The sequence below is a fragment of the Corynebacterium neomassiliense genome (assembly GCF_900626215.1).
Classification (GTDB): Bacteria; Actinomycetota; Actinomycetes; order Mycobacteriales; family Mycobacteriaceae; genus Corynebacterium; species Corynebacterium neomassiliense.
In genome coordinates, this window is sequence record NZ_LR131106.1 from 738,971 (window position 1) to 764,650 (window position 25,680).

Sequence of the window (25,680 nt, forward strand, 5' to 3'; positions counted from 1 at the left end):
ACTTCCGCCGCCCCCACCCCCGCCGCACCGGTCCGTCTCGGCACCACGTCACTGGACGACGTGGCCTCCACCGGTGCCGCGGTCCCGACCTACGACCGTTCCGTGGTGACCCCCGGCATCGTCCACATCGGCGTCGGCGGTTTCCACCGCGCCCACCAGGCCATGTACCTCGACCGGCTGATGAACCGCGGTGAGGCCCTGGACTGGGGAATCGTCGGTCTCGGCGTCATGCCTTCGGACGCCCGGATGCGTGACGCCCTCGCCGGCCAGGACCACCTCTACACCCTGACGACCAAGGCACCGGACGGCACCGAGGATCCGCGGGTCATCGGCAGCATCATCGACTACGTCTTCGCCCCTGACGACCCCTCCGCCGCGGTGGCACTGCTGTCCGACCCCCGCATCCGGATCGTCGGACTCACCGTCACCGAGGGCGGCTACAACATCGACCACGTCACCGGGGACTTCCTCCACTCCTCCGTGCATGTCGCCCACGACCGTGCGGAGCTCACTGCCGGCCGTACCGGGGACCTGCGTACCTTCTTCGGACTGGTCACCGCCGCACTCGCCGCCCGACGTGCCGCCGGAACCGCCCCGTTCACGGTGATGAGCTGCGACAACATCCAGGGCAACGGTGACACCGCCCGGCGTACCTTCCTCGCCTTCGCGGACTCCGTCGACCCGGATCTGGCGTCCTGGATCAGCACCGACGTCTCCTTCCCCAACTCGATGGTCGACAGGATCACCCCGGAGACCACGGACGCCGACAGGGATGACGTCGCCGCCCACGGGTACACGGACGCCTGGCCCGTCGTCGCCGAGGACTTCGTCCAGTGGGTCCTCGAGGACGCCTTCCCCGCCGGACGCCCGCCCTACGAGAACGCCGGTGTGGAGGTCGTCGATGACGTCGTCCCCTTCGAACTGATGAAACTGCGGCTGCTCAACGCCTCCCACCAGGGACTGTGCTACTTCGGACGCCTGGCCGGTCACCGTATGGTCCACGAGGTGATGGCGGACCCACGGTTCGGACGGTTCCTCCTGGCCTACATGGAGACCGAGGCAACCCCGACCCTGCGCCCGCTTCCCGGGGTGGATCTGGACGCCTACCGCCACACCCTCATCGAGCGTTTCGGCAGCGTCGCCGTCAAGGACACGGTCGCCCGGTTGTGCGCGGAGAGTTCCGACCGGATCCCGAAGTGGCTGCTCCCGGTGGTGCGGGAGAATCTCGCCGCGGGGCGTTCCACCCGGCTTTCCGCCGCGATCGTCGCTTCGTGGGCCCGGTACGCCGAGGGTGTTGACGAGCAGGGTGAGCCGATCACGGTCGTCGACCGCATGGCCGACCGGTTGCAGGAGTCCGCCTCCCGCAACCACGAGGATCCCCTGGCGTTCCTCCGCGACCGTGAGGTCTTCGGTGACCTGGTCGAGTCCGAGCAGTTCACCGCGGACTACCTGCACGCCCTCGACTCCCTGCACAGTGCGGGCGCCGAGGCGACACTGGACATGCTGCTCGCCGAGGTCGCCGCCGATCCCGGCACCGGCCGGCACTGACACCGGCACTTCCCCGGTACCGGCCGGTAGTTGCCGGCACTTCCCCGGCGCACGGCTCAGCGGATGATCAGTCCCTGGGCGTCACGGGCGTAGGTGCGGGCACCGACGAGAACCATGATGAACTCCACGAAGGCCCAGATCGCCACGGCGGTGAGGGTGAGGGATGCGGCGACCAGGAGCAGGGCCCCGAAAACTGCCGTGCCGTCACCGCTGTCCGAGGAGGAGTAGTAGCCCTCGGAATCGTAGGAGAGCTGGGAGTCCACACCTGCCGCCAGTGCGATGACGCCGACGACCAGTGCAGCCCAGCTGCCCAGTGTGAGGACCAGCTGCGTGACGGCCCGGTTCTTCAGTCCGAAGTAGAAGTTGTGGGCGCCGAAGGTTCCGAGGAAGAACGCCAGCAGTGCTCCGACGGCCTTCGACTTCGGGGAGTACCCGTACCCGGGGTACCCCGGGTAGCCGACAGCTCCCGGATAGCCCGCCTGGCCGGCGTACCCGGGGTAGCCCTGAGTATCCTGGTAACCCGGGTAGCCCGGGGTGGGCTGGTAGCCGGGGTAACCCTGATAGCTCTGGTGGCCCTGGTAGCCGGAGTAGCCCTGGTAGCCGTCCTGGCCGGGGTACGTGTCCCCTGGGTACGTGTCCCCGGCATAGGGGTTGCCGGCATAGGGGTTGCCGGCGGAGGAACTGCCGGAGCCGGAGCCTCCCGACTGCGCACCCGCGGTGTACGGGTTGCCGGTGGTGCCACCGGACCCGGAGTTCTCCGGTGCCGGCCCTGCCCCGGTGGTGTCCTCCCTGTCGGCACCTGAGGGTTCCCTGTCCCGTCCGCCCTGTTCTCCCGGTCCGGTCATGCGCAGCTCCTCGGTCGTCATCGGCCATGTGCGCCGACGTGATGACCTGATCCTAGCCGACCCTCCCCCGCCCCGGTCGCCGGTGATCTTCGCGCTGGAAAATCTCCCGGGAGGCCGGGGGCCTACTCGGGCATCACCAGCACGGCCTTGACCGCGCGGCCGGAGCCGGTGTCGGCGATCGCCTGGTCGATCTGGTCGAAGGGGTAGGTGGTGACCAGTTCGTCAAAGGGGAACCTGCCGGCCTTGTACAGTTCCACGAGCTGCAGGATGAAGGTCTGGGGGATCGAGTCACCTTCGATCGCGCCGACGATGCTCTTCCCGGATGCGGAGATCAGTCCCAGGTCGAGGGTCGCGCCGGGCTTCGGCACTCCGACGAGGGCGAGCTTTGCCCCGAAGGCTGTCGCCTCGATGACCTGCTGGACGACCGCGGGGACCGCAGTGGTGTCGAGTGCGAAGTCAGCGCCGCCTCCGGTGATCTCCCGGATCTTCGCCACCGGGTCCTCGTTGCGGGAGTTGACGGTGTGCGTCGCACCGAGCTTGCGCGCGAACTCCAGCCGCTCGTCGATGATGTCGACCGCGATGATGGTGGTCGCACCGGCGACCACCGCACCCATGATGCCGGACAGTCCCACTGCGCCGGTACCTGTGACGACGATGCTGGCACCGGCAGGGACCTGCAGGGAGTTCAGGACCGAGCCTGCCCCGGTCTGGATTCCGCATCCCAGGGGGCCGGAGAGTTCCACGGGCGCACCCTCGGGGAGGACGACGACATTGCGCGCCTCCGCGATGGCGTAGGAGGCGAAGGAGGACTGTCCGAAGAAGTTGCCGTGGACGTCGGTGCCGTCGGCGTCCTTCAGTGCCAGGGTCCCGTCCTCACGGGAGCCGCCGAAGTTGAGCGGCATGAAGTTGACACAGTAGGCGGGCTTTCCCGCCAGGCAGTTGCGGCAATGGCCGCATGCGGCGAAGGACATCGCGACCGCGTCGCCGACCTTCACATCGCTGACGGCCTCCCCGACCTGCTCCACGTAGCCGGCTCCCTCGTGTCCGAGGACGAAGGGGAAGGCGCCCGGGATGTCACCGTGCTGGACCGCGAGGTCGGTGTGGCAGAGTCCGACCGCCGAGATCCTGACGAGGACTTCGTCGGGGCGGATGTCACGCAGGGTGAGGTCCCGGAAGGTGAAAGGCTGGTCGACGCCGTCGAGTACCGCTGCGCGAACTGGTGTGGTCATGGTTCTGCTCCTCTGACGATCTGTTCGGATCTTTTAGTTGACTCGTCAACTGTATAGCGACCGTCAGCTCACCGCACGCAGTATGTGATATTTGCCATAGCTGCTGCGGCGTCCGGATCCCTCACCCCTCCACACAGACCGGGGACGCCCCCGGAGACCCGGAGAACCTACTTCTTCGACCGGTCGACCTCGCCCTCACGCAGGGTGAGGACGTCCACGCCGTCGTCGGTGACGACCATCGTGTGCTCCCACTGGGCAGTCCACCGGTGGTCGGTGTTCTGTACCGTCCACCCGTCATCCCAGATCGTGTAGTCCAGTGAACCGAGATTGAACATCGGCTCCACGGTCAGCGTCATCCCCGGCTCGAGCACCGTGTTGTACGCCTCCTCGTCATGGTGGACGATGATCAGCCCGTTGTGGAAGGTCGGCCCCACCCCGTGGCCGGTGAAGTCCCGGACCACGTTGTACCCGAAACGCCGGGCGTAGGCCTCGATCACACGGCCGATGACGTTGACCTCCCGACCGGGCCTGATGGCCCGGATGCCCCGCCACATCGCCTCATAGGTGCGCTCGACGAGAAGACGGTGTTCCTCGGTCGCTTCACCGGCGATGAACATCGCGGACGTGTCACCGTGCACACCGTTCTTGTAGGCGGTGATGTCGATGTTGACGATGTCGCCGTCCTGTATCACCGTCGAATCCGGGATGCCGTGACAGACGATCTCGTTGAGGCTGGTGCACACGGACTTCGGGAAATGCCGGTAGCCGAGGGTGGAGGGGTACGCACCGTGGTCACACATGTACTCGTGGGCGATCCTGTCGAGCTCGTCGGTGGTGACCCCCGGGGCGACCGCGGCCCCTGCCAGGGACAGGGCGTCCGCCGCGATCTTCGAGGACTCCCGCATCGCCTCGACAACCTCCGGAGTCTGCACCCACGGCTCACCGACGTTCTCACGGACCTCGTCCTTCCACACGTACTCCGGCCTCTCGATACCGGCGGGGACGTGACGGACCGGCGACTGTGTACCCGGCTTCTGAGGTGCTCTGTTCTCGGTGCTCATGAGCCCCCACCGTACTCCGCGCAGGTACCGGTACCGTCGACCTACCGCCCCTCAGGCGTCGCATCCAGTTCCGTGAAGAACTGCTGCGTCACCGCGACCGAGTGCTCCGAACCTCCGCCGCCGACGATGAGGGTCGCGAAAGCGAGGTCACCACGGTATCCGGCGAACCAGGCGTGGGACCCGCCGTTGTACTCCGCCTCGCCGGTCTTGGCGTAGACCTCTCCCGCCCCGGAGATCGCACGCCCGGAACCACTGGTCACCACCGCCCTCATCATGTCCCGCAGGTTGTCGAGCACCGCCGGGTCCAGGGGGGTGCCCGGCTGCGCGGCGGCACCGTCACCGTCAAGGGTCTTCCCCGTCTCGGTCTCGAGCAGGGTCGGTACCGGCGTCCTCCCGTTGGCCGCGGTCGCCGCCACCAGCGCCATGCCGAACGGGCTCGCCAGGTCAAGTCCCTGACCGTACCCCGCCTCCGTCCGGTCCAGCATGACCTCACCTTCCGGCACGTCACCGGTGACCGTGGTCAGCCCGGGGATCTCGTAGTCCCGGCCCAGACCGAACTGTTCCGCGATCTCCTTGAGCCTGCCGACGGGAAGGTCCGTGGAGATCTCCGCGAAAGTGGTGTTGCACGACTGTGCGAAAGCGTTGCGCAGTGTGGTCGTCCCCAGGGAGAAGGAGTTGTAGTTCGTCACAGTCCTGCCACCCAGGTTGATCGTCGACGGACAGCCCACCATGCTGTCCGAGGACAGGCCCCGGTCCTGCACCCCGGCGGACGCCGTGATCATCTTGAACGTCGATCCGGGCGGATACTGGCCCGACAACGCCAGGTCACCGTCCTTGTCCGCCTCCGCTGTCTGTGCGACCGCCAGGATCTCACCGGTGGACGGGCGGATCACCACCATCATCGCCTGGTCCCCGTCTCGGGTGTCCACCGCATTCTGGGCGGCGGTCTGCACCTGCTTCGACAGGCTGACCTTCACCGCCGGTGCCGGCGTCGCCGGGGCGGAGTCCACCGAACCGACCGAGGCACCGTTCGAGGTGGCCTTGACGACCTCCCAGCCGTCCTGCCCGACAAGGTCGTCACCGACGAGACTGTTGACCCTGGACAGGATGTCGGGGGCGAAACCGGGGTCCGGGCGCACCATCGTCGGCTCGTCGGTGAAACTGACCCCCTCAACGTCGCCGAGAATGCTCCTGACCTGCCCCACCACCCGGTCGTCGAGCACCACCACCGAGTACTGGCCGTCGACATCCCCGGCGTCCTTCTCCGCCGCCACCGGGTCGACGGTCGGCACGGACCGGTCCCGGGAGTTGGCGACCTGCAGCGCCGCAGCGATCCGTCGCATCGTGCCGGGAAGATCGGCGACCTCCCGGGTGTCCACCTTCAGCCGCCACTGCACCCCGGGGGTGAGCAGCACGGCACCGTCAGAGCCGACGACGTCGGCGGTCTTCGCCTCGACCCTGCGCAGCTCCAGGTGCTGCCCGTTGCCCAGGTCGGGGTGGAGCACGGTCGGAGCCCACCTCACCGACCAGTTCTCCCCGGACTTCGTCGCGGTGAGCGTGGCGTCATAGGTGAAGTTACGGTCCCCGGGCAGGTCCCAGTCCAGGGTGTAGGACGCCGTGGCCACGTCCCCGTCGGTCGTCACCGACTTCAGGGAGGACGCCAACCCCTCCGCCTGCAGCCCCGTCCACGTCGCGTCGATGTCCGCCGCAGCAGAATCCTTCATGTCCGTGTCGGAGGCGGCCGAATCGACGTCACGGTGGGACAGGGCGTCGAGGAAGTCGTCCACCGCGTCATCCGGACTGTCCGGACGGGGCGTGCAGGCGACGGTGGCGGCCACGGCCACGGCCAGGACAGTCGCGGAAACGGTACGGAGGGTGTGGCGCATGACCCGAGATTATCCGCCGAACCCGCCCCGGCCGCGAATCACGGCCGGTGAGTCGTCACCCCGTCGTCACCCCGTCAGCACCCCGTCAGAACAGCCGCACCGGGTTCACGACATCCGCGACCATCACCGTCAGGCCGAAGACGAGCAGCACAGCACCGACGACATAGGTGACCGGAAGCAGGCGGGTGTAGTCGGCGGGACCACCGGGGGCCAGGCCCCGACGCCGGCGGAACCAGTCACGGATCTTCTCGTAGACCACCACCACCGCATGCCCCCCGTCCATCGGGGGCAAGGGCACGAGGTTGAACGCCGCGAGGAAGAAGTTGAGGTTCGCCAGCAGCAGCAGGAACGCCATCCACTGGTCATGCTCGACAAGTTCCCCGCCCGCCCTCGACGCGCCGACGACGCTCACCGGTGAATCCTCGGCGCGCTGACCACCGAAGATGGACTCCACCACCGGCCAGTACCTGGACGGCAGATCCACCAGGGCCTGGGCCGTCTGGGCCACCACATGTCCGGAGTAGGCCAGGGATCCGCCCACCGCGCCGGGCACACTGTAGTGGATGAGTCTGGTGTTGGGGTTGTCCGCCCTCACGCCGATTGCCCCGGTGGACACTTCCCTGCCTGCCTCGTCGAGACGTTGGACGACCTCGACCTGCAGGTCCACGGTCACGGGGCGTCCGTCCCTCTCGACGGTCGCCGGCACCGTCACCCGGTCACCGACCGCCACACCGCGGGACGCCGCGTCCGAGCCGATCTTCCCGAGAACCTCGGCCATCGAAGAGAAGTCCGTGACGCCGGTCCCGTCGACCGAGGTCACCGTGTCCCCGGCACGCAGGCCGGAGTCGGCTGCGGGCCCCTGCCCGTCGCAGCTGCCGGCGCCGTCGTTCGCGCGGGCGTCGGCGACCGTGACCGGGGCGCACATCGTCTCGGCGACGACGGCGGGAACCGGGACCGTCTTCGTCGGCGGGAGCCCCCAGGTCAGCGCGACGCCGAAGATGATCGCTATGCCCAGCACGATGTTCACGGCCACTCCCGCGAGCATCACCGCGATGCGCTGCCACGCCGGACGGTCGACCATCAGGTACGGCTTCTCGTCCTCGGTGTACGGGTCGAGCGCGGTCATGCCGGCGATGTCACAGAAACCGCCGAAGGGTACGGCCTTCAGCCCGTACTCGGTGTGCCCTTTCTTCGTCGACCACAGCGTGGGGCCGAATCCGATGAAGTAGCGGCGCACCCTCATGCCGAATGCGCGGGCGGCGGCCATGTGGCCGGCTTCGTGAAGTGCGATGGTCACCGCGATGCCCGCGGCGAAGAGAATGACCCCTAGCGCGTAGTCCACTGACGCATCCTTTCGTGCGCGGCGGCACGGGCCGCACGTTCCGCCTCGAGCACGTCGTCGAGGTCACGGGGTCGGCCGGTGAACCGGGAGCAGTCGTCGAGTACCGCGGCGACGGTGTCCACGATCCGCGGGAAACTCAGCGTCCCCGCCAGGAACTCCACGGCGGCCTCCTCGTTCGCGGCGTTGTAGACCGCGGACATGCAGCCGCCGGCCGCCGCCGCTTCGCGGGCGAGCCTCACCGCAGGGAACACCTCGTCATCCAGTGGTTCGAAATGCCAGGTGAACGCCTCGCTGACGTCCAGCGGTACGACAGATCCGGGAATCCGCCGCGGCCATCCGAGTGCCACGGCGATGGGCAGCTTCATTGACGGTGGGGACGCCTGGGCGATGGTCGCCCCGTCTGTGAAGGTGACCATCGAGTGGACGGTCTGCTCGGGGTGGACGGTGACCTGCACCCGGTCCGCGGGGATACCGAACAACAGGGACGCCTCGATCACCTCCAGGCCCTTGTTCACCATCGTCGCGGTGTTCAGCGAGTTCATCTGCCCCATCGACCAGGTCGGGTGGGCCGCGGCCTGCAACGGGGTGACCGGTTCCAGCTGTTCCCGGGTCCAGCCCACGAACGGCCCGCCGGACGCCGTGAGCACGAGACTGTCCACCTCGTCCCGGGTGCCGGCGCGCAGGCACTGTGCGATCGCGGAGTGCTCCGAGTCCACCGGCACCAGCTGTCCCTCCGACGCCGTGTCGAGGACGAGCTGCCCCCCTGCCACGAGGGACTCCTTGTTGGCGAGCGCGAGCTGGGAGTCGCCCTGGAGTGTCGCGAGGGTGGCGTCCAGTCCCAGGGAGCCGACAAGGGCGTTGAGCACCACATCGCAGCCCCGTCCGCCGGCATCCTCGGCGAGCCGGCGGGCCGAGTCCGTGCCCCGGAGGACATGTCCGTCCAGTTCACGGTCGATCATGTCGGCGGCTATGTCACTGGCCACGGCAATTCTCGAACAGTCGAGGCCGAAGTCCCTGGCCTGCCGGAGCAGTGTCTCGGGACGGGACCCCTGGGCGGAGATACCGACGAGCTCGAACAGGTCCGGGTTGTCCGCGATGATCTCCAGGGCCTGCGTACCGATACTTCCGGTGCTGCCGAGCACCACTACACGCTTCTTCACCCGGACCATTGTTCCACGGATCGCGTCCTACCCGATCGGGGGCACCGTCCCGGCGGCCGGTGTTCGTCCCGCCACGCAGGATATGCAAGAATGGGAGCACCATATCTGGCAGTTGACTACTGCCGCTTACTTCAGGAGGAACACGAAGTGGCTGACCACGGCACGAAGGTCGAAGTGTACAACGGCGTTTCCACGGAGGACGAGCCCTCCGCCGGATGGGGCTGGCACCAGTTCCCGCGCAAGACCACGATCATCATCGGGTATGTCGCAGGGCTCAGTATCTTCGGCTTCCTCTTCGGCAACCACAAGGGCAGGATCGAGGACATCTACGTGGTCGTCCTCGGACTGGCGGTGCTGGTCGGCGTGACCCTCTACGCCCGTCACTCCTCCCCGAACTGGAAGCCGCGTCCCGCCCGCTCCACCCTGACCTCGCACAACAGGCCCGCCGGGCACGTGGAGCCGAACTGGACCGCAGACCAGCACAACCTCACCGGCCGGTACGCGGACCTCACCACCGCGGAGCTGCGGGCCTGGAACCTCCCCGGAGTCGGCGTGGACGGTGTCGAAGACATCCCCACCCCGTCCTACGGTCTCCTCCACCACAAGTAGGACAGGGGGCGGGCGGGGCCGACCTGATCTCCGCCTCCTGAGACAACGGACCCCGGTCGCAGGATTCTCCTGCGACCGGGGTCCGTTGTCTCTGTCACCGCTCCTCTGCGGCCAACTGTCCGCAGGCCGCGGCGATCTCCTGGCCCCGCGTGTCTCTCACGGTGCAGGCTACCCCCTGCTCGGTGACCCTGCGGACGAACTCCTCCTGGACCGGCCGCGGTGACGCGTCCCACTGTGAACCCGGTGTGGGGTTCAACGGGATGAGATTGACGTGGACCCGGTTCCCCAGCTTCCTCCGCAGCTTCTTCCCCAGCAGGTCCGCACGCCACGGCTGGTCGTTGACCTCCTTGATCAGCGCGTACTCGATGGAGACCCGGCGACCCGACGCATCAGCGTAGTAGGACGCCGCGTCGAGGACCTCGTCGACCGACCACCGGTTGTTCACCGGGACGAGAGTGTTCCGGAGTTCATCGTCCGGGCAGTGCAGGCTCACGGCCAGCCGCATGTGCATCCCCTCGTCGGCGAGACGCCGGATCGCCGGCGCCAGTCCCACCGTCGACACGGTGATACTGCGCTGGGAGATGCCGAAGCCCCCCGGGGCGGGAGAGGTGATACGCCTGATCGCCGCGATCACCCTCCGGTAGTTGGCCAGGGGCTCGCCCATGCCCATGAACACGATATTGGACAGGCGGCCTTCCCCGCCGTCCACCTCACCGTCGCGCATCGCCCTGGCTGCCGCGCGCACCTGCTCCACGATCTCCGCTGTCGACAGGTTCCGGTCCAGTCCGCCCTGACCGGTGGCGCAGAACGGACAGGCCATTCCGCAGCCGGCCTGGGAGGAGATGCACAGTGTCGCCCTGTCGGGGTAGCGCATCAGCACCGATTCCAGCAGTGTGTCGTCGTGGAGGCGCCAGAGAGTCTTGCGGGTCTGCCCGTCATCGCAGGAAATATGACGGACGGGCGACATGAGGGTCGGGAACAGTGCCTGTCTGACGGTGTCACGCAGGCTTTCCGGAAGATCGGTCATTGCACCGGGGTCGCCCTCGAGGCGACCGTAGTACTGCCGGGCGATCTGGTTGGCGCGGAAACCTGGAAGGCCGGCGTCCTTCACGGCGGTCGTGATCTCCTCGTCAGTGAGATCGGCCATGTGGGTCGGTGGCATGCCCCGGACAGGGGCACGGAACTGCAGTTTTACGGGTTCAGCCATGATCGGACCATTATTGCACCCCACAGGGGGCAGGAGCACATCGACGCACATCTGCCTCCACCACCGCCTACAATTGGCGCCATGACGAACAGGGAACGCGACTTCGCCGACGACACCACCCCCACCGCCGCCGGGACGCCGGACGCCCCACAGCCCCACCGTCCGACACTGGAGAGCACCACCGAGCCTGAACGGACGGGCAAGGCTGCGGTCACCCGGGGCGCGTCAGGTCACGGGCAGGTGGAGGACGCCGCGGCTTCCGGGGAGCCGGGTGACAGTGCAGGCACCGGCTCCGCCGGCAGCGAGGTGGGCCCGTCGGTGGCGGGTTCGACCTGGGTCGGTCTGATCATCGGGGCGGTGATCCTGGTCCTGCTGCTGGTGTTCATCCTCCAGAACGGTGACAGTGTCCAGCTGCACATGTTCGTCTGGCAGTGGAACTTCCCCATCGGTGTGGGGATGCTGATCGCTGCTGTCGCCGGAGCACTCATCGCCGCCTGTGTGGGAACTGTCCGCATTCTCCAGCTGCGCCACCAGGTCCGCAAGGGACGCTGACCGGTCCAACTGGCGGGATCCAACTGGCGCGTTCTTTCTGGCGGGTTCTTTCTGGCGGGGCCGCCTCTGTGACAGTGCCGGGGTGACGGTGACCGGCCCTGTCAGGACACGGCGTTGAGCATGACCCAGGTCAGCATCGCCGCGGGCAGCATCCCGTCGATCCTGTCCATCATCCCCCCGTGGCCCGGCAGCATGCGTGACATGTCCTTGATACCGAGATCCCTCTTGAACTGGGACTCCACCAGGTCCCCGAGAATCGCGCACAGGGACAGTCCCGTCCCCAGCCCCAGGCCCAGCACGATGTGCAGTGGGTCGTGGAACTTCAGCAGCAGTGCCATGCAGGCGACACCGACCGCAGATGCCAGCAGCAGTGAACCCGCGAAACCCTCCCACGACTTTGACGGGCTGATCGCCGGTGCCATCGGATGACTGCCGAAGAAGACCCCGGACGCGTAACCACCGACGTCAGAGGCGATGACACAGAGCATGAAAGTGAGGATGAACGCCCAGCCGGAGACCTCGTCACGGGAGATCAGTGACAGCATCGCACCGAATCCACCGCACAGCGGAATCCAGATGAGCACGAACACGGACACACCGGCATCCCTGAGCCAGTTCACCGGCTTGACGTCATTGCCCTTGTGGAACAGTCTCGCCACCACAGTGACAAGGGCGGACACTCCGAACGCCGAGAGCAGTCCGGTGGCGCCGAAAGGCCACGACAACCAGATCATCGCCTGTCCCCCGGTGAACAGTACCGGGAACTGGACGTCGTAGCCGTTCTCGTTGAGACGCCGGCACACCTCCCAGGTCGCCAACCCCATCGCCACCGCGATAAGCGGGTACCACGCGTGAGGGACGATGAGGCAGGCGACCACGAGGATCCCGAGACCCACGGCGACGCTGATGGCGACCGGCAGAGAACGGCCGGCAGAATTCTTCGGCTGCGGAAGATGGAACCGGCCGGAATCGGGGCGGGAGTCCACTAGACCTCCATCAGCTCCTTCTCCTTCGCCGAGACAACATCGTCAACCTGTCCGACGTAGGAGTGGGTGATCTTGTCGAGCTCCTTCTCCGCGGCCTTCACCTCGTCCTCGCCGGCATCCCCGTCCTTCTGGATCTTCTGCAGTGCGTCCATCCCCTTACGGCGGATGTTGCGGATCGAGATCTTGGCGTCCTCCCCCTTGGAGCGTGCCACCTTCACCAGGTCCCGGCGACGCTCCTCGGTGAGCTGCGGAATGGTCACACGCAGGACCTGGCCGTCGTTGGTGGGGTTGACGCCCAGGTCCGAGTTGCGGATCGCATTCTCGATGTCGTTCATCACCGACATCTCGTACGGCCGGATGATGAGCATCCGCGGCTCAGGCACACTGATCGTCGCCATCTGGGTGACAGGGGTCCGGACGCCGTAGTACTCGGCGAAGACACCGTTGAACATCGCCGGATTCGCACGACCGGTGCGGATGGTGGTCAGGTCCTCACGGATGTGGTCCACAGAGCGGGTCATGTGGTCTTCAGCGTCGAGCAGGATGTCGTCAATCATGATTGTCCTCATGTACAGGATTCGGGTTCAGTGTTCGCCCACGGCCGTCAGGCCGGGTTCCGGGACAGGTGCCGGGTTCTCGTCCTGGCGTGTGTGCATGTGTGCGGCGCCCGGGGGACGGCCACGGCAGATATTTCAACCGTGAACTTACCAGGTCCCCCGGACGCCCCGGGCCGGACCGCTCAGGCAGCGGGGGTGACGACCAGGGTGCCGATGTCCTCACCTGCGACAGCGCGGGCGATGTTGCCCTCCGTCAACAGGTTGAAGACCAGCATCGGCATCCGGTTGTCCATGCAGAGGCTGAACGAGGTGGCGTCCGCGACCTTCAGCCCACGCTCGATGACCTCACTGTGGCTTATCCGCGTGAACAGTTCGGCGTCGGGATGGGTACGCGGGTCGTCACTGTAGACGCCGTCGACAGCCTTGGCCATGAGCAGGACCTCACAGCCGATCTCCAGGGCACGCTGGGCGGCGGTCGTGTCGGTGGAGAAGTACGGAAGACCCATACCGGCACCGAAGATCACCACCCTCCCCTTCTCGAGATGGCGGACGGCACGCAACGGCAGATAGGGCTCGGCGACCTGCGCCATGTTGATCGAGGTCTGCACCCGGGTGTCGATGCCCTGCTTCTCCAGGAAGTCCTGCAGTGCCAGGCAGTTCATCACCGTCCCCAGCATCCCCATGTAGTCCGAACGGGCCCGGTCCATTCCCCGCTGCTGCAGTTCCGCTCCACGGAAGAAATTCCCCCCGCCGATGACCACCGCGATCTCCGTACCCCCGCGGGCGACCTCGGCGATCTGACGTGCGACATTCTCGACGACATCAGGGTCCACACCGACTTTCCCACCGCCGAACATTTCGCCGCCGAGTTTCAGCATCACCCGCTTGAAGCCGGGCCGTCTGTCGGAATTCTCGCTGCCAGTCACCGTGGGATCTCCTTGGGGAACTAGTGGGGATGTGGTCAATTGGTCCGGTGGTCAATCCTAGCCTGCCCGCAGTACCTCGTCGTGCACCAGCTCACGGTGCGCCGCGGGTGAATCCGTGAACTCCACACCCCGTACCGTCTCCACCGTGTCGGCGCGAGCATACGGCAGAGCCCGCCGTCCCACACTGTGGTGGGACGACGGGCTCTGTCAGCCTCAGGTGGTCTCCGGGACTGCTGCCCCGGCCGATCCCCTAGTTCTGGCCGACCTCGTAGCGGACGAACCCGGTGAGGGTCACGCCGGCCTCGTCGAGGACCTGCTTGACAGTCTTCTTGGACTCCGTCACGGACGGCTGGTCCAGCAGGCAGACATCCTTGAAGAAGCCCTTGAGGCGACCTTGGACGATATTCGGGATGATCTTCTCCGGCTTGCCTTCCTCGCGGGCGGTCGCGGCGGCGATCTCCCGCTCCTTGTCCTTGATCTCCTCAGGGACCTCGGCGTCGGTGAGGTACTGGGCCTTCAGCGCGGCAACCTGCATGGCAGCGCCCTTGGCGGCAGCTTCGTCGTCACCGGTGTAGGCGACGAGGACGCCCACGGCCGGGGGCAGATCCGCCGAACGGTGGTGCAGGTACACGGCGATCTTGTCACCGTCGAGGGTGACGGCGCGGCGCAGCTGCAGCTTCTCACCGATCTTGGCGGAGAGCTCGTCAAGAGCCTCCTGGGCGGTCTTGCCGTCGACCTGGACAGCAGCGAGCTCCTCGGCGGAGTTCGCACCGGCGGCCGCGGCAGCCTCGGCGACACGGTCGGCGAAGGCGATGAACTCCTCGGTCTTGGCGACGAAGTCGGTCTCGGAGTTGATCTCGATCATGGTCGCACCGGAAACCGCGATGAGGCCTTCGGCGGCGGTGCGCTCGGCGCGCTTACCGACATCCTTGGCACCCTTGATACGCAGAATCTCGACGGCCTTCTCGAAATCGCCCTCGGCCTCGTCCAGCGCCTTCTTGCAGGCCATCATGCCGGAGCCGGTGGTCTCACGCAGCTTCTTGACGTCAGCGGCGGTGTAGTTCGCCATGTGCGGCGATCCTCCTTGTACTTGAAGTTGTGGGGTCGGGGTCGACCCGACCCTAAGGTACTGCAGGAAAGGGGTACTACTCGGCGGACGGGGCCGACTCTTCCGCCTTGACCTCGGCCTCGGCGATCTGCGCGGCCTTCTCAGGCTCGGCCTGCTCGGCCTCGACGACGATCTCGGCAACCTCGGCGTCCCCGGCGGTCTCCTTGGCGGCAGCTTCCTGACGCTCGGCGCGCAGCTTGCGGCCCTCCTCCACGGCGGAGGAGATGATCGAGGTCAGGAGGTTGGTCGCACGGATGGCGTCATCATTGCCCGGAATCGGGAAGTCGACGACATCAGGGTCGCAGTTGGTGTCGAGGATGGCGACGACCGGGATGTTGAGCTTCTTGGCCTCGGCAACGGCAATGTGCTCTTTGTTGGTGTCGACGATCCAGAGTGCGGAGGGGACCTTGGTCATGTCCGCGATGCCGCCCAGGACGCGCTCGAGCTTGTTGCGCTCGCGGGTCAGCATGAGGACTTCCTTCTTGGTCCGGCCTGCGTAGCCGTCCTCCGCCGCATCCATGGCCTGCAGTTCCTTGAGGCGGTGCAGACGCTTGGCGACAGTCTGGAAGTTGGTGAGCATACCGCCGAGCCAGCGGTGGTTGACGTAGGGCATCCCGACGCGCTGCGCCTCGGAGGCGATGCCCTCCTGGGCCTGCTTCTTGGTGCCGACGTAGAGAATGTTCCCGCCGTGGGCGACGGTCTCCTTGACGAACTCGTAGGCCTCGTCGATGAAGGTCAGCGTCTGCTGGAGGTCGATGATGTAGATGCCGTTACGGTCGGTGAAGATGAATCGACGCATCTTCGGGTTCCAACGACGGGTCTGGTGACCGAAGTGGACGCCGGCGTCCAGCAGCTCGCGCATGGTGACAACAGCCATGGTGTTTCAGGGGAGTCCGCTGCCGGACCACCATCCCGGTGACCGGTGCCTCTCCCCTTCCTCGCTTTCACAAAGTCTGGGTTGACGGTTTTTCTCGGCCGGGCACTTCCCGTCCCTGTGACGGGGTCGTGCATCGGCTGACCTGGCAGGCATCCTGGATTGTCCCCGCCCAGTAGACCCCGCACGAGTGCGGGGAACCGTTGACGGACGGGCCCTTTGAGGATCACGCTGAACCTGCGCGATGTCAGCACACCTGTGACTGTGACCGTGAACTCAGGACCGTGTCGTCCGACCTTCTGCGTGGGAGGTGACAGATGACACGGCAGACCTGCCGACCACCGGACGGGCATACTGCAGGGACAGATACTACTCCTTGAGTGCATCATTCCCAAGTCCGCTGACCCTGCCTGTGGACACCCGCGGCAGCCCGGTCCACCGTGACACGGATCCTCCGGTCGAGCCCGCCCGGGCAGTCCATGCTGGAGACATGTCGCGTACCTCCGCCTTCTGCCTCCGTCTGCTCGTCCTGCCGGTGCTCCTGACCGGTCCGACCAGCGGATTCTCCGCCGCCTCCCTGGCAGCGGCACAGGAACGTCCACCGGTCGTGGTCACCCGCTCCGCAGACACTCCCGCGGTCTCCCCCACCCACACCAGGCCGGTCTCCGGTACTGTCCTGGTACCCGCGGACATTCCGGAGCAGAACTGGAGACCGGGGCACCGTGGCGTCGACCTGGACGCCCGGGCCGGTGACGAGGTGCGTGCAAGCGAGTCCGGGACTGTCCGCTTCGCCGGCGTGGTCGCCGGTACCCCGACGGTGTCCGTGGACCACGGCAACGGACTGCGCACCACCTATGAGCCGGTCATCGCCGCCGTGTCGGAAGGTGAGAGGGTGATCCGCGGCCAGGTCTTAGGCAGTCTCGCGGACGCCGGCACCTTGCCTGACTCCGCCCGGAAGGACGCCGGACTGCACTGGGGAGCTGTCCTGCAGACGGCTGAGTTCCCGGACTCCGGCACGGCCGGTGACGGTGCGCCGGGTCCGGAACGGTACATCGATCCGATGATGCTGCTCGCCCCGGTCCATGTCCGCCTGTGGCGCTGACCCCGGCGGTCGGGGACGTTGACAGTAACCGGGTGCGTGCTGTGACGCCCTCTTTCTAGTCCCGCGACCCGGAGCGGGGGTGGGCCCGGCGGTACACCTGCTGCAGTCTTTCGGCACCGACGTGGGTGTAGATCTGCGTGGTGTTCATCGAGGAGTGTCCGAGCAGCTGCTGGACGACCCTCAGGTCCGCTCCCCCGTCGAGTACCGCGGTCGCCGCGGAGTGTCTCAGCCCGTGCGGTGCGATTTCTGGGACACCGGCACCTGCGGTGGCACGGTGGACGACGGTACGGACCTGACGGACATCGATGCGCCCTCCCCGGACCCCGAGAAACAGGGCGGGACGACCGGTTCCTGCACCGTGTTCGGGCAGCAGTTCCGGGCGGACGGACAGCCAGTGTCTCAGGGCGTCTTCGACGGTGGGGCCGTAGGGGACGACCCGTGTCTTCCCGCCTTTTCCTCTGACGCGGAGGCTGCGCGCCCCCGGATCTCCGTTGCCTCCAAGGTCGGAGGTGTCTGCACCGGCGAGTTCCGAGACCCTGATTCCGGTGGCGTAGAGCAGTTCGAGCATCGCCCAGTCACGGACCGCCACCGGGTCAGGTGTGCCGGGTTCCCCCGCCGGTTCTGCACGGTTGTCTTCTGTGTGACCGTCACCGGCTCCGTCTTCTCCGCTGTCCCTGTGGTCCGCGGGTGCGCCCAGGGCGCGTGCGCGCGCCTCATCGAGCACCCGTGCGACCTGGTCCGTCCGCAGTACACGTGGCAGTGTTCTCGACGTTTTCGGGGTCTGCAGCGAACCGGCCGGGTTCGCGGGAACCTTACCGGTGTGCACCAGCCATGCTCCGAATCCGCGGAGACTGGAGGCGATCCGGGCGAGTGTGGTCTTCGAGTCTCCGTTCTCCACCGCCCAGTCCAGGACGTTCCGGCAGTGTTCGAGGGTGAATCCCTCCAGGGTCGGGACACTTTCGAACGCGGCACGCAGGTCTGAACCGTAGGCCCGGACTGTGTTCGCGGATCGGCCTTTCACCAGTTCGAGGTACTCCAGGTAGGTGTCGACCGCCCGGAGTGTCTCGGAACGGGTGCCAGCGGATGCGCCGGGCTGTGTCTCGGCATGTGTCTCGGCATGTGTCTCGGAGGACATGTCACCACCCTAGTTCAGTGTCCGGTCAGCACCCGGTGCGGCAGCGGTGGGCCGACTGCCGGGGAGCCGACGGGGTATCTGCCTGATTCTCCTCCCTCCACCCGGCGGCGTTCATCGGTCGTTCTTCAGCCACCGGTCTCCACTGCGCACGATCAGGCCGATATTCTCCAGTTCCCTTAACGTCCGCACCACCGCCACCGGTGGCAGGCCTGTCTGTCCGGCGATCTGTTCGATGCGTCCGGTGTCGTCGGAAACTATGCCGCAGCAGTCGAACACGGACAGCTGGTCACGGCTGAGCTGTTGTACCGGGGACGCGGTGAACTCCAGGTCAAGTTGACCGTCACAGTCCACACTGCCGAGCGGTTCAATGATCTCCCGTATCTCCGAGGAGCGGGTCACCAGTGTGCCGGCACCGTCTCTGATCCGCCGGTGGCATCCCACGAAAGCTGCGGAATCGACGGGCCCGGGGAGCACCATCACCGGCCGAAGCATGGCATCTGCCCAGTTGGCGGTGTTGACCGCGCCGGAGCGGTATCCGGCAGCCGCCAGGAACGTACCCCGTGTGAGCGCCGCGACCAGTCGGTTTCTGGTGAGGAACCGGTACCGTGCCGGAGTTGTCCCGGGCGGGTACTCGGTGACCAGTAGTCCGGTCCCGGCAATCTGCCGGAACAGGTCCGCATTGCTCCGGGGGTACACCACCCCTGGCCCGCAGGCCGCGACCATGACGGTGCTCCCGTCCGCCTCGAGTGCACCCCGGTGCGCTGCTGTGTCTGTTCCCAGGGCTCCACCGGAGACTACGGTGTAGCCGGCGGCGGCGAGTTCCCCGGCGAACCGGTGGGTGGTGCGTTCCCCGTAGGTGGTCGACGAACGGGTCCCGACGACAGCCACGCTCCTTTCCACCGTTCCTGACAGTTGTGCGGGACCGAGGCCCCACAGTGCGAAAGGTCGTGCCGCTGACCTGCGGACCCCTGTCTCCGGGGCATCCGAGGCGGTGACTCCCTGCCGTGCCCCGGCCTCTGCGCCACGCGGGCCCGGGGCCGTGTCTCCGTCATCAGCCGGTTCAGCGGTGTCCAGATCACCGATACAGTTGAACGCCTCATCCAGTCTCATGGTGGGCCACTCGTCGTCGTCCGGGGTGATCAACCGCCAGTGGTGGACGGAAGCCCATTCCAGATCCTCACGGGCACGACGAAGCACCAGTGCCGACCTGGCAGGTGTCAGCCCTCTCAGCGCCGGGGGTAGACTTCCGTTGCCCTTCCCGAGGGCGGAGACGACCCGCTCGACCTGGGCCGGGGCCGATGAATCCCCGTCCGGCCACAGCAGCCGGACAATGTCGGTCCGTGACGCCTCGACCAGTCTACGCAGCACCGCCCACGCCTCCCTGCGCGACAGTCCCTGCCCCTTCTTTCCCGTCACACCCCCACCTCCCCGACAGCTCCGGTGAACATCTCCACGGCGTCCATCACCTCGCCCACCCCGGGACGTCCCGCTTCCGCCAGGTCCGCCAACGTCCATGCCACCCTTAGCGCCCGGTCGACACCGCGCTGGGACAGGTCGCCGTGACGCAGTCGGTCCTGGAGCAGGAGCATCGCGGCGTCCGTCGCCGGGAACTCCCGTCGAAGCAGTGGACCCGGAACTCCTGCGTTGGTGCGAACACCGGGGTCCGTGCAGGTTCCGGGACTCCCGGAACACCCGGCACCACGGAAACTCTCCAGACGGGCGACAGTTCTTTCCCTTGCCGCACAGACCCGGTCACGAACCGACGCCGAACTGTCCACGGTGCCGGAGACGTTCACCGAACGGCCTCCACCTGTCCGTGCCAGGATGTCGATCCGGTCACGTAGCGGCCCGGAGATTCTCTGGAGGTAACGGTCCCGTGCTCCTGCCCTGCACCTGCAGTCCGCTGCTTGCTCCGCACCGCAGGGACAGGGGTTGGAAGCGAGGACCAGCTGGAAACGGGCGGGAAGGGTCACTGTCCTGCGTACCCGTTCAATGTTGACTGTGCCACGTTCCATCGGCACCCTGAGGCCTTCCAGCACTCCTCTGTCGATTTCCGGAGCCTCGTCAAGGAAGAGGACTCCGTGGTGTGCCAGGCTCACAGCTCCCGGACGTACCCGGCCGGACCCGCCGCCGATCAGGGCGGGCACTGTGAGGGACGGGTGCGGGGCGATGAAAGGACGGACGCGTGCCCAGATCCCGTCCATCCCTCCTTTCTCTGCTGCGACGGAGTGCACCGCGGCGGCCTCCAGTTGTTCAGGTTCGCTCAGTGGGGGCAGTATGCCGGGCAGGCGCCGGGCGAGCATGGATTTCCCCGTCCCCGGTGGCCCGGACAGCCAGAGATGGTGGCCGCCTGCCGCGGCAACTTCCAGTGCCCGGCGGGCGGCGGACTGACCTGCGACGTCGGACAGGTCCGGAATGCGGTGTCCGCCGTCGTCGACTGTGGGATCGGGGTCCTGCCGTTCATCTGTCAGAGCGCCGGTCGCCCAGGGTTGCAGCTGGGTGAGGTGACTGAGACCGGTCACCTCGATTCCGGGTACCCTGCGGGCCTCCCGGAGGTTCGATGCCGGAACGACAGCTCTGAGGAAGCCCGCCTGCCGTGCCGCGAGAAGCATGGGAAGGACTCCCGCCACTGCCCTGACGGTCCCGTCGAGCCCCAGTTCGCCGACGGCGACCGCCTGTCTGACACTCTCCGCGGGGACATCACCCTGTGCCACCAGGATGCCCAGGACCATCGGCAGATCGAATCCGGAGCCGGACTTCGGGACAGAGGCCGGGGAGAGACTCACCACTATCCGTGACCTCGGCCACCGCATCCCGCTGTTGATGACTGCGGACCTGACCCTGTCCCGTGCCTGGACCACTGCCGCGTCACCCAGCCCCACGATGCTCATTCCCGGCAGGCCTCTGCTGATGTCACAGTCGATGGTCACCGGTATTCCTGTGAGCCCGTCGATTCCCATGCCGTGGGACTGGCCGACACGTACCCGTGAGTGGTCCCCCACGGTCACCATTCTCCCACCCCCTCGTAGTGGGTGATCTCCTTCTCGGTGATGTCGAGGACGTCGAACCGGAGGTTCTCGGTGCGCTCCCGGGGGTTTTCCGCGAGCCACCGCACGGCGGCGTGCCGCATGGCGGCCAGTTTGACCGGGGTGACCGCTTCCGCTCCCCGGCCGTAGCGGTCGTCAAGTCTCCACTTCACCTCGACGAACACCAGGGCCGGGTGGTCCGGGTCTGACTCCGGGGTCCGGAGGATGATGTCGATCTCCCCCCGTGAGGTGAAGTAGTTTCTGCAGAGCAGTTCATACCCTCGGCCGGTGAACCAGGCTGCGGCTGTGTCCTCGCCCGAGGCGCCGACCTTCCGGAGGTTACGGCTGTGCTTGACTGTGTGATGGTCCATGTCCTGCACTGTGGCACCCGGTCCGGCGCGGCATGTCCTGCTGTCGACGGTCCCGCCTGCACCTTGTGGACAGGTCGACGCCTGTGGACAACAGCACAGGCGTGCCCTGGCCGTCCGCAACGATGTCAGGCCCGTCCACCTGTGTAGATTCCCCCCGACGATGCCGGTCGCGGTACCGGTACCGGTACCGTCGACAGCCGGTGAGGGCAGGCTGTCCGAAATCCGGCCCGGCAGGTAGGATGACCCGGGTCCACTGATCCCACGAAGGAGCCGTCCAGTGCCGGATACCGCACCGTCACCTGTCCGGGACAGGCAGCCCGTGTCCCCGGACAGACAGATCCGGGTACTCCTGACAGTCACCTTCATCACGGTTGTGGCACAGATGTCGCTGAGTCCCGTGATCGCACCGCTCGCCCGCACAGTCGGACTGGCCGACTGGCAGGTCGGGGTCACCGTCAGCGCGGCGGCTCTGATGGTCGCACTGACGAGCCCGGCGTGGGGACGTCGTTCCCAGTCCGCCGGACGCCGTAGTGTCCTCACCGCCGCGCTGGCGGCTGCAGCGGTCACGACTGCCCTGTTCGCCGGGGTAGCGGTTCTCGGCACTGCCGGAATTGTCGGGGGAACCGGTCTCTTCGTGCTCTTCCTTCTCCTGCGCGGGGTACTTTTCGGCGCCTCCGTCGCCGCGGTACCGCCGACCGCGCAGGCGGCGGTCGCCGACGCCACCACCTCCGCCGACGGCAGTGTCGACAGTGATGCGAGGGTCACCGGCATGGCCCGTCTCGGCGCGGTACAGGGTGTCGGTCAGATAGCGGGCTCTGCCCTCGGGGGCCTGCTCGCCGTGTTCGGGCTGGTGGTTCCCCTCGTGACGGTACCTGTCCTGCTGGTTCTGTCGGTACTGCTCGTACGGACCAGATTGCACAGTCAGCCTCCTGCGGAGCTTGTCAGGCGTCCCCGCCCGGTGCGTCCCACGGATCGTCGCGTCCTCCCGTTCCTGGTCTGCGGCTTCGGGATGTATCTCGCGCTCGGCTTCATTCAGATCATCGTCGGATTCCTGGTCCAGGACCGCATCGGTGTCAGCGAGGACCGCGCAGGCCTGCTCACCGGACTTGCACTGCTCACCGCCGGTGCCGGGGTTGTCACCGCACAAGTACTCGTCGTGCCACGGTCAGGGTGGTCCCCCGGGAAGCTGCTGCGCGTCGGGGCGACCACCGCGGCAGCAGGTTTCGTGGTCCTCATCCCGGAAACGTCCTCCGTCCCGCTGACCACCGCGCTGCTCTACGTGGGGGTCGCTGTGGTCGCTGTGGGAATGGGAACGGCAACTCCCGGATTCACCGCCGGCGCGAGCCTCCAGGTGACACAGGCGGAACAGGGAGGCGTCGCGGGTCTGGTGACAGCCACGATGGGGCTGACGATGGTCGTCGCCCCGACTCTCGGTACCGTGCTCTACGGCGTCGGGACCTCGGTACCGGTTGCCGCAGGTGCGGCGGTCACCGCGGCGGTGGCGGTGTGCACTGTCATCAGTCCGCGGCTCAGGAACTCGGCGAAAACGGGTGGACCGTCTATTCGGGAAGCCTGAGCTCCGGCTTGTCGAGTTCCTCGATGTTGACGTCCTTGTAGGTGATGACCCGGACGTAGCGGACGAACCGGGCGGGACGGTACATGTCCCACACCCAGGCGTCGGACATCCTCACCTCGTAGTAGACCTCCCCGCCAGAGTTACGCGGTATCAGTTCCACGGCGTTGGCGAGGTAGAAGCGCCGCTCCGTCTCGACGACGTAGCTGAACTGGCTGACCACGTCGCGGTACTCCCGGTACATGGAAAGCTCGACATTGGCTTCGTAGTCTTCAAGATCCTCGGCACTCACGGTGTACGGATCACCCTTTCTGCTGCATCTGAAGCCACCGCGCATGTGCGGTCGCCACGTTCGAGTAAGTGTAACGGTGTTCCGGCGTCCCACCGAGACGACTCACCGACTCCATGTGAGCCTTCGTCCCGTACCCCTTGTGCTCCGCCAGCCCGTAGCCTGGGTAGGCCCCGTCCAGGTCGACCATCAGTCTGTCCCGCGACACTTTCGCCAGGACACTGGCCGCGGAGATGCACCGGCACACCAGGTCACCCTTGACCACCGGAAGGTGGGGGCGGGTGAAACCGTCGACTTTCATCGCGTCGGTGAGAATGTAGCCGGGGCGGTGCGTGAGCCGGGCCACCGCACGCCGCATCCCGCCGAGATTGGCGTGCTGGATACCCCAGGTGTCCACGTAGGACGCCGGAATGTGAACTACCGCGTAGTCCACGGCGACCTCGACTATCGCCCCGAACAGCTGTTCCCTCTTCACCGGACTCAGTTTCTTGGAGTCGGTGAGTCCCCGCAGGGACGGCAGTGGGCCGGGAGGCAGGATGCAGGCCGCGATCGTCACCGGTCCGCAGCAGGCACCGCGGCCCGCCTCGTCCACTCCTGCGACGGGGTCGAGACCGGCCCTGTGCACCGCCCACTCCAGTGTCCGCCCGTCCGGCATGGAGCGGACGGGAACGGCACGTACCGTCGCGGTCACCTCAGGTCACCTCTGGATGTCCGGGTCGTCGACCCCGCCGATCCTGCCCAGCGGCCACACCCGGGCCTCGACCTTGCCCACGACGTTGGCGACCGGGACGGTCCCCTGCAGTTCATCACCGACGTGGTAGCGGGAGTCACCGGAGTTCGTCCGGTTGTCGCCCATCATCCACAGGTTTCCCTCCGGAACAGTGACCGGGCCGAAGTACGCTCCGCCACAGGCGTCGGACCCTGTCATCGGGTCCACCGGATACGTCGCAGGATCCTGGATGTAGGAACTGTCGACCTGCCGACCGTCGACCATGACGCCGGGATCACCTTCGATACAGCGGACAGTCTGCCCGCCTGTCGCAATGACTCGCTTGACCAGGGTGTTCTCGTCAGGTGCGAGGATCCCGATGTAGGACAGTCCGGTCTGGATCCCCCGGGTGAGGCTGTTGTCCGAGCGTTGGGAGACGTACCTGTCATTCCAGGAGTCGGGGCCCACGAAGACCACGACGTCCCCGGGTTCCGGCGTCCTGCCGAAATCGTAGGCCAGCTTGTTGACGAAGATCCTGTCGCCGGTGCACCCCTCACAGCCGTGGAGAGTGGGCTCCATGGACTCGGAGGGGATCTGGTAGAGCCTGCCGACGAAGCTGTTGAACAGTGCCAGCAGTGCCAGGGCGATGACGAGGATGACGGGAAACTCCACCCACCAGGGGTAGGTCTTCCTCTTCCCCCGCTTCTCCTCCTCGGCACGTCGCCGGGCGGCCACTTTCTCCCTCTCGGACATGGGTCGGGTCGGCTCTCCGGGGGCGGCGTCGCTGGGGTAGGTCACACGCCGTCACTTTACCAGCCGGTGCCGGCAGTTCCCGATCTCCACAGTTCCCGGGCCACGTGTTCTCCGCCCCGGTATCCCGTGCCCCGGCTGAGCCTCCCCCGGTGCTCCCCGGGTCTCCCCACCCAACTCCACCACCCAACTCCACCACCGGTGGCGGGGGCTGACCCGGATACGGCGAAACCCCGCCGTCGACAGTTCCGTGGGGGAACGGTACGACGGCGGGGTCTGCGGCTACCGCACGCCTGGGGCGGTGCGGGGCTAGCGGCGTTCCTTGATCTTCGCCTTCTTGCCCCGCAGGTCGCGGAGGTAGTACAGCTTGGCGCGACGGACCTTGCCGCGGCTGAGGACGTCGATGTGGTCGATGTTCGGGGAGTGCACCGGGAAGGTACGCTCCACGCCGATACCGAAGGAGACCTTGCGGACGGTGAAGGTCTCACGGATTCCGGAGTTCTGACGGCGGATGACCACGCCGCGGAACACCTGGATACGGCTCTTGGAACCCTCGATGACCTTGACGTGGACGTCAAGGGTGTCGCCGGGGCGGAAGTCCGGGATGTCGGACCGCAGCTGTGCGGCGTCGACCTTGTCGAGATAGTGCATGTGGCACTCCTAAAAGTTCATTTCGATCGGACAGAGGACCTACGTACCGCCTGTCCGGGAACCCCGTCGACGGTCAGCGCGTTCATGCCCACACCATTGAATTGTCCTTGTTGCCGGGCCGGGTCTCCGCGGACGGAGAATTTCACCGGTGAAGGTGACGTGGCACGCAACCGGTCAAGTATGC

General features: G+C 66.8%; 25 protein-coding genes. 5 read left to right on the forward strand and 20 right to left on the reverse strand.

All coding sequences use genetic code 11. The annotated features are described in order from the left end of the window. Positions 1–60 precede the first annotated feature (60 nt). Positions 61–1,548: a mannitol dehydrogenase family protein gene (locus E0E18_RS03215; protein WP_237559789.1), complete on the forward strand. Its 1,488-nt coding sequence runs from the start codon at positions 61–63 to the stop codon at positions 1,546–1,548. A 56-nt stretch (positions 1,549–1,604) separates the two neighbouring features. Here E0E18_RS03215 and E0E18_RS14125 read toward each other — a convergent pair whose 3' ends face one another. From E0E18_RS14125 to dxr, 6 genes are all read right to left on the reverse strand, one after another. Further along, the gene (locus E0E18_RS14125; protein WP_130839324.1) at positions 1,605–2,393 is read right to left on the reverse strand and encodes a TM2 domain-containing protein; all 789 of its coding nucleotides are present in this window, start codon (positions 2,391–2,393) and stop codon (positions 1,605–1,607) included. 122 nt (positions 2,394–2,515) lie between these two features. After that, positions 2,516–3,622 carry an NAD(P)-dependent alcohol dehydrogenase gene (locus tag E0E18_RS03225; RefSeq protein ID WP_066582946.1) on the reverse strand — a complete coding sequence of 369 codons (1,107 nt, stop codon included), beginning with the start codon at positions 3,620–3,622 and terminating at the stop codon, positions 2,516–2,518. 167 nt (positions 3,623–3,789) lie between these two features. Next, positions 3,790–4,683, reverse strand: coding sequence for a type I methionyl aminopeptidase (gene map / locus E0E18_RS03230; protein ID WP_066582952.1), 894 nt, complete (start codon positions 4,681–4,683; stop codon positions 3,790–3,792). Between the two features lie 41 nt (positions 4,684–4,724). Then, positions 4,725–6,569: a penicillin-binding transpeptidase domain-containing protein gene (locus tag E0E18_RS03235; RefSeq protein ID WP_130839325.1), complete on the reverse strand. Its 1,845-nt coding sequence runs from the start codon at positions 6,567–6,569 to the stop codon at positions 4,725–4,727. A gap of 85 nt (positions 6,570–6,654) precedes the next feature. Next, positions 6,655–7,911 carry a M50 family metallopeptidase gene (locus tag E0E18_RS03240; RefSeq protein ID WP_110481293.1) on the reverse strand — a complete coding sequence of 419 codons (1,257 nt, stop codon included), beginning with the start codon at positions 7,909–7,911 and terminating at the stop codon, positions 6,655–6,657. After that, the gene (gene dxr, locus E0E18_RS03245) at positions 7,896–9,080 is read right to left on the reverse strand and encodes a 1-deoxy-D-xylulose-5-phosphate reductoisomerase (protein WP_130839326.1); all 1,185 of its coding nucleotides are present in this window, start codon (positions 9,078–9,080) and stop codon (positions 7,896–7,898) included. Before dxr ends, E0E18_RS03240 begins: the two co-directional genes overlap by 16 nt. 138 nt (positions 9,081–9,218) lie before the next feature. On the opposite strand from dxr, the gene E0E18_RS03250 reads away from it, so the two are divergent. Further along, positions 9,219–9,680, forward strand: a complete 462-nt coding sequence (locus E0E18_RS03250; protein WP_066582965.1) for a DUF2631 domain-containing protein — start codon at positions 9,219–9,221, stop codon at positions 9,678–9,680. Positions 9,681–9,774: 94 nt separating this feature from the next. Here the strand turns inward: E0E18_RS03250 and rlmN are convergent, their stop codons facing one another. Continuing rightward, the gene (gene rlmN, locus E0E18_RS03255) at positions 9,775–10,887 is read right to left on the reverse strand and encodes a dual-specificity RNA methyltransferase RlmN (protein ID WP_130839327.1); all 1,113 of its coding nucleotides are present in this window, start codon (positions 10,885–10,887) and stop codon (positions 9,775–9,777) included. An 81-nt stretch (positions 10,888–10,968) separates the two neighbouring features. Between rlmN and E0E18_RS03260 the strand changes: the two genes are divergently transcribed. Beyond that, complete coding sequence (locus E0E18_RS03260; protein WP_237559612.1) at positions 10,969–11,439, forward strand: lipopolysaccharide assembly protein LapA domain-containing protein; 471 nt, start codon at positions 10,969–10,971, stop codon at positions 11,437–11,439. Between the two features lie 101 nt (positions 11,440–11,540). Here the strand turns inward: E0E18_RS03260 and E0E18_RS03265 are convergent, their stop codons facing one another. The 5 genes from E0E18_RS03265 to rpsB all read right to left on the reverse strand — a co-directional run bounded on the left by E0E18_RS03265 (position 11,541) and on the right by rpsB (position 15,893). Then, entirely contained in the window at positions 11,541–12,425 is an 885-nt protein-coding gene (locus tag E0E18_RS03265; protein WP_066582970.1) for a phosphatidate cytidylyltransferase, read from the reverse strand. Further along, the gene (gene frr / locus E0E18_RS03270; protein WP_130839328.1) at positions 12,425–12,982 is read right to left on the reverse strand and encodes a ribosome recycling factor; all 558 of its coding nucleotides are present in this window, start codon (positions 12,980–12,982) and stop codon (positions 12,425–12,427) included. The genes E0E18_RS03265 and frr overlap by 1 nt, the downstream gene beginning before the upstream one ends. A 182-nt stretch (positions 12,983–13,164) precedes the next feature. Then, positions 13,165–13,860, reverse strand: a complete 696-nt coding sequence (pyrH, locus tag E0E18_RS03275; protein WP_066585674.1) for a UMP kinase — start codon at positions 13,858–13,860, stop codon at positions 13,165–13,167. 298 nt (positions 13,861–14,158) lie between these two features. Beyond that, positions 14,159–14,977, reverse strand: a complete 819-nt coding sequence (tsf, locus tag E0E18_RS03280) for a translation elongation factor Ts (RefSeq protein ID WP_066582974.1) — start codon at positions 14,975–14,977, stop codon at positions 14,159–14,161. A gap of 76 nt (positions 14,978–15,053) precedes the next feature. Then, entirely contained in the window at positions 15,054–15,893 is an 840-nt protein-coding gene (gene rpsB, locus E0E18_RS03285; RefSeq protein ID WP_066582975.1) for a 30S ribosomal protein S2, read from the reverse strand. Between the two features lie 487 nt (positions 15,894–16,380). Between rpsB and E0E18_RS03290 the strand changes: the two genes are divergently transcribed. Continuing rightward, complete coding sequence (locus E0E18_RS03290) at positions 16,381–16,992, forward strand: M23 family metallopeptidase (protein ID WP_130839329.1); 612 nt, start codon at positions 16,381–16,383, stop codon at positions 16,990–16,992. A 55-nt stretch (positions 16,993–17,047) separates the two neighbouring features. Here the strand turns inward: E0E18_RS03290 and E0E18_RS03295 are convergent, their stop codons facing one another. From E0E18_RS03295 to E0E18_RS03310, 4 genes are all read right to left on the reverse strand, one after another. Beyond that, positions 17,048–18,127 carry a tyrosine recombinase XerC gene (locus tag E0E18_RS03295; RefSeq protein WP_130839330.1) on the reverse strand — a complete coding sequence of 360 codons (1,080 nt, stop codon included), beginning with the start codon at positions 18,125–18,127 and terminating at the stop codon, positions 17,048–17,050. 111 nt (positions 18,128–18,238) lie between these two features. Continuing rightward, entirely contained in the window at positions 18,239–19,543 is a 1,305-nt protein-coding gene (gene dprA, locus E0E18_RS03300) for a DNA-processing protein DprA (RefSeq protein ID WP_237559613.1), read from the reverse strand. Beyond that, positions 19,540–21,129, reverse strand: coding sequence for a YifB family Mg chelatase-like AAA ATPase (locus E0E18_RS03305; RefSeq protein ID WP_474077496.1), 1,590 nt, complete (start codon positions 21,127–21,129; stop codon positions 19,540–19,542). Before E0E18_RS03305 ends, dprA begins: the two co-directional genes overlap by 4 nt. 2 nt (positions 21,130–21,131) lie before the next feature. Next, positions 21,132–21,524, reverse strand: coding sequence for a YraN family protein (locus E0E18_RS03310; protein ID WP_130839333.1), 393 nt, complete (start codon positions 21,522–21,524; stop codon positions 21,132–21,134). Between the two features lie 277 nt (positions 21,525–21,801). Between E0E18_RS03310 and E0E18_RS03315 the strand changes: the two genes are divergently transcribed. Then, positions 21,802–23,100, forward strand: coding sequence for an MFS transporter (locus E0E18_RS03315; protein WP_237559614.1), 1,299 nt, complete (start codon positions 21,802–21,804; stop codon positions 23,098–23,100). Here E0E18_RS03315 and E0E18_RS03320 read toward each other — a convergent pair. The 4 genes from E0E18_RS03320 to rplS form a co-directional block, all read right to left on the reverse strand. Continuing rightward, complete coding sequence (locus tag E0E18_RS03320) at positions 23,084–23,389, reverse strand: DUF2469 domain-containing protein (RefSeq protein WP_066582981.1); 306 nt, start codon at positions 23,387–23,389, stop codon at positions 23,084–23,086. The two genes, E0E18_RS03315 and E0E18_RS03320, sit on opposite strands and share 17 nt — an antisense overlap. A gap of 10 nt (positions 23,390–23,399) precedes the next feature. Beyond that, entirely contained in the window at positions 23,400–24,041 is a 642-nt protein-coding gene (locus E0E18_RS03325; RefSeq protein WP_130841177.1) for a ribonuclease HII, read from the reverse strand. Between the two features lie 42 nt (positions 24,042–24,083). Next, positions 24,084–24,848 (reverse strand): signal peptidase I, encoded by a 765-nt coding sequence (gene lepB / locus E0E18_RS03330; protein ID WP_066582988.1) that lies wholly within the window; start codon positions 24,846–24,848, stop codon positions 24,084–24,086. A 306-nt stretch (positions 24,849–25,154) separates the two neighbouring features. After that, a complete protein-coding gene (rplS, locus tag E0E18_RS03335) occupies positions 25,155–25,496 on the reverse strand; it encodes a 50S ribosomal protein L19 (RefSeq protein ID WP_066582990.1) in 342 nt (113 codons plus the stop codon). Positions 25,497–25,680 lie beyond the last annotated feature (184 nt).

Bases quoted from the DNA above. Each gene is read 5' to 3' on its own strand.
- E0E18_RS03295 (WP_130839330.1), bottom strand. From the start codon at position 18,127: ATGTCCTCCGAGACACATGCCGAGACACATGCCGAGACACAGCCCGGC.
- E0E18_RS03290 (WP_130839329.1), top strand. From the start codon at position 16,381: ATGTCGCGTACCTCCGCCTTCTGCCTCCGTCTGCTCGTCCTGCCGGTG.
- frr (WP_130839328.1), bottom strand. From the start codon at position 12,982: ATGATTGACGACATCCTGCTCGACGCTGAAGACCACATGACCCGCTCT.
- E0E18_RS03235 (WP_130839325.1), bottom strand. From the start codon at position 6,569: ATGCGCCACACCCTCCGTACCGTTTCCGCGACTGTCCTGGCCGTGGCC.
- rpsB (WP_066582975.1), bottom strand. From the start codon at position 15,893: ATGGCTGTTGTCACCATGCGCGAGCTGCTGGACGCCGGCGTCCACTTC.
- E0E18_RS03310 (WP_130839333.1), bottom strand. From the start codon at position 21,524: ATGGACCATCACACAGTCAAGCACAGCCGTAACCTCCGGAAGGTCGGC.
- tsf (WP_066582974.1), bottom strand. From the start codon at position 14,977: ATGGCGAACTACACCGCCGCTGACGTCAAGAAGCTGCGTGAGACCACC.
- E0E18_RS14125 (WP_130839324.1), bottom strand. From the start codon at position 2,393: ATGACCGGACCGGGAGAACAGGGCGGACGGGACAGGGAACCCTCAGGT.
- rlmN (WP_130839327.1), bottom strand. From the start codon at position 10,887: ATGGCTGAACCCGTAAAACTGCAGTTCCGTGCCCCTGTCCGGGGCATG.
- pyrH (WP_066585674.1), bottom strand. From the start codon at position 13,860: ATGCTGAAACTCGGCGGCGAAATGTTCGGCGGTGGGAAAGTCGGTGTG.
- map (WP_066582952.1), bottom strand. From the start codon at position 4,683: ATGAGCACCGAGAACAGAGCACCTCAGAAGCCGGGTACACAGTCGCCG.
- E0E18_RS03325 (WP_130841177.1), bottom strand. From the start codon at position 24,041: ATGCCGGACGGGCGGACACTGGAGTGGGCGGTGCACAGGGCCGGTCTC.
- rplS (WP_066582990.1), bottom strand. From the start codon at position 25,496: ATGCACTATCTCGACAAGGTCGACGCCGCACAGCTGCGGTCCGACATC.
- E0E18_RS03260 (WP_237559612.1), top strand. From the start codon at position 10,969: ATGACGAACAGGGAACGCGACTTCGCCGACGACACCACCCCCACCGCC.
- dxr (WP_130839326.1), bottom strand. From the start codon at position 9,080: ATGGTCCGGGTGAAGAAGCGTGTAGTGGTGCTCGGCAGCACCGGAAGT.
- E0E18_RS03225 (WP_066582946.1), bottom strand. From the start codon at position 3,622: ATGACCACACCAGTTCGCGCAGCGGTACTCGACGGCGTCGACCAGCCT.
- lepB (WP_066582988.1), bottom strand. From the start codon at position 24,848: ATGTCCGAGAGGGAGAAAGTGGCCGCCCGGCGACGTGCCGAGGAGGAG.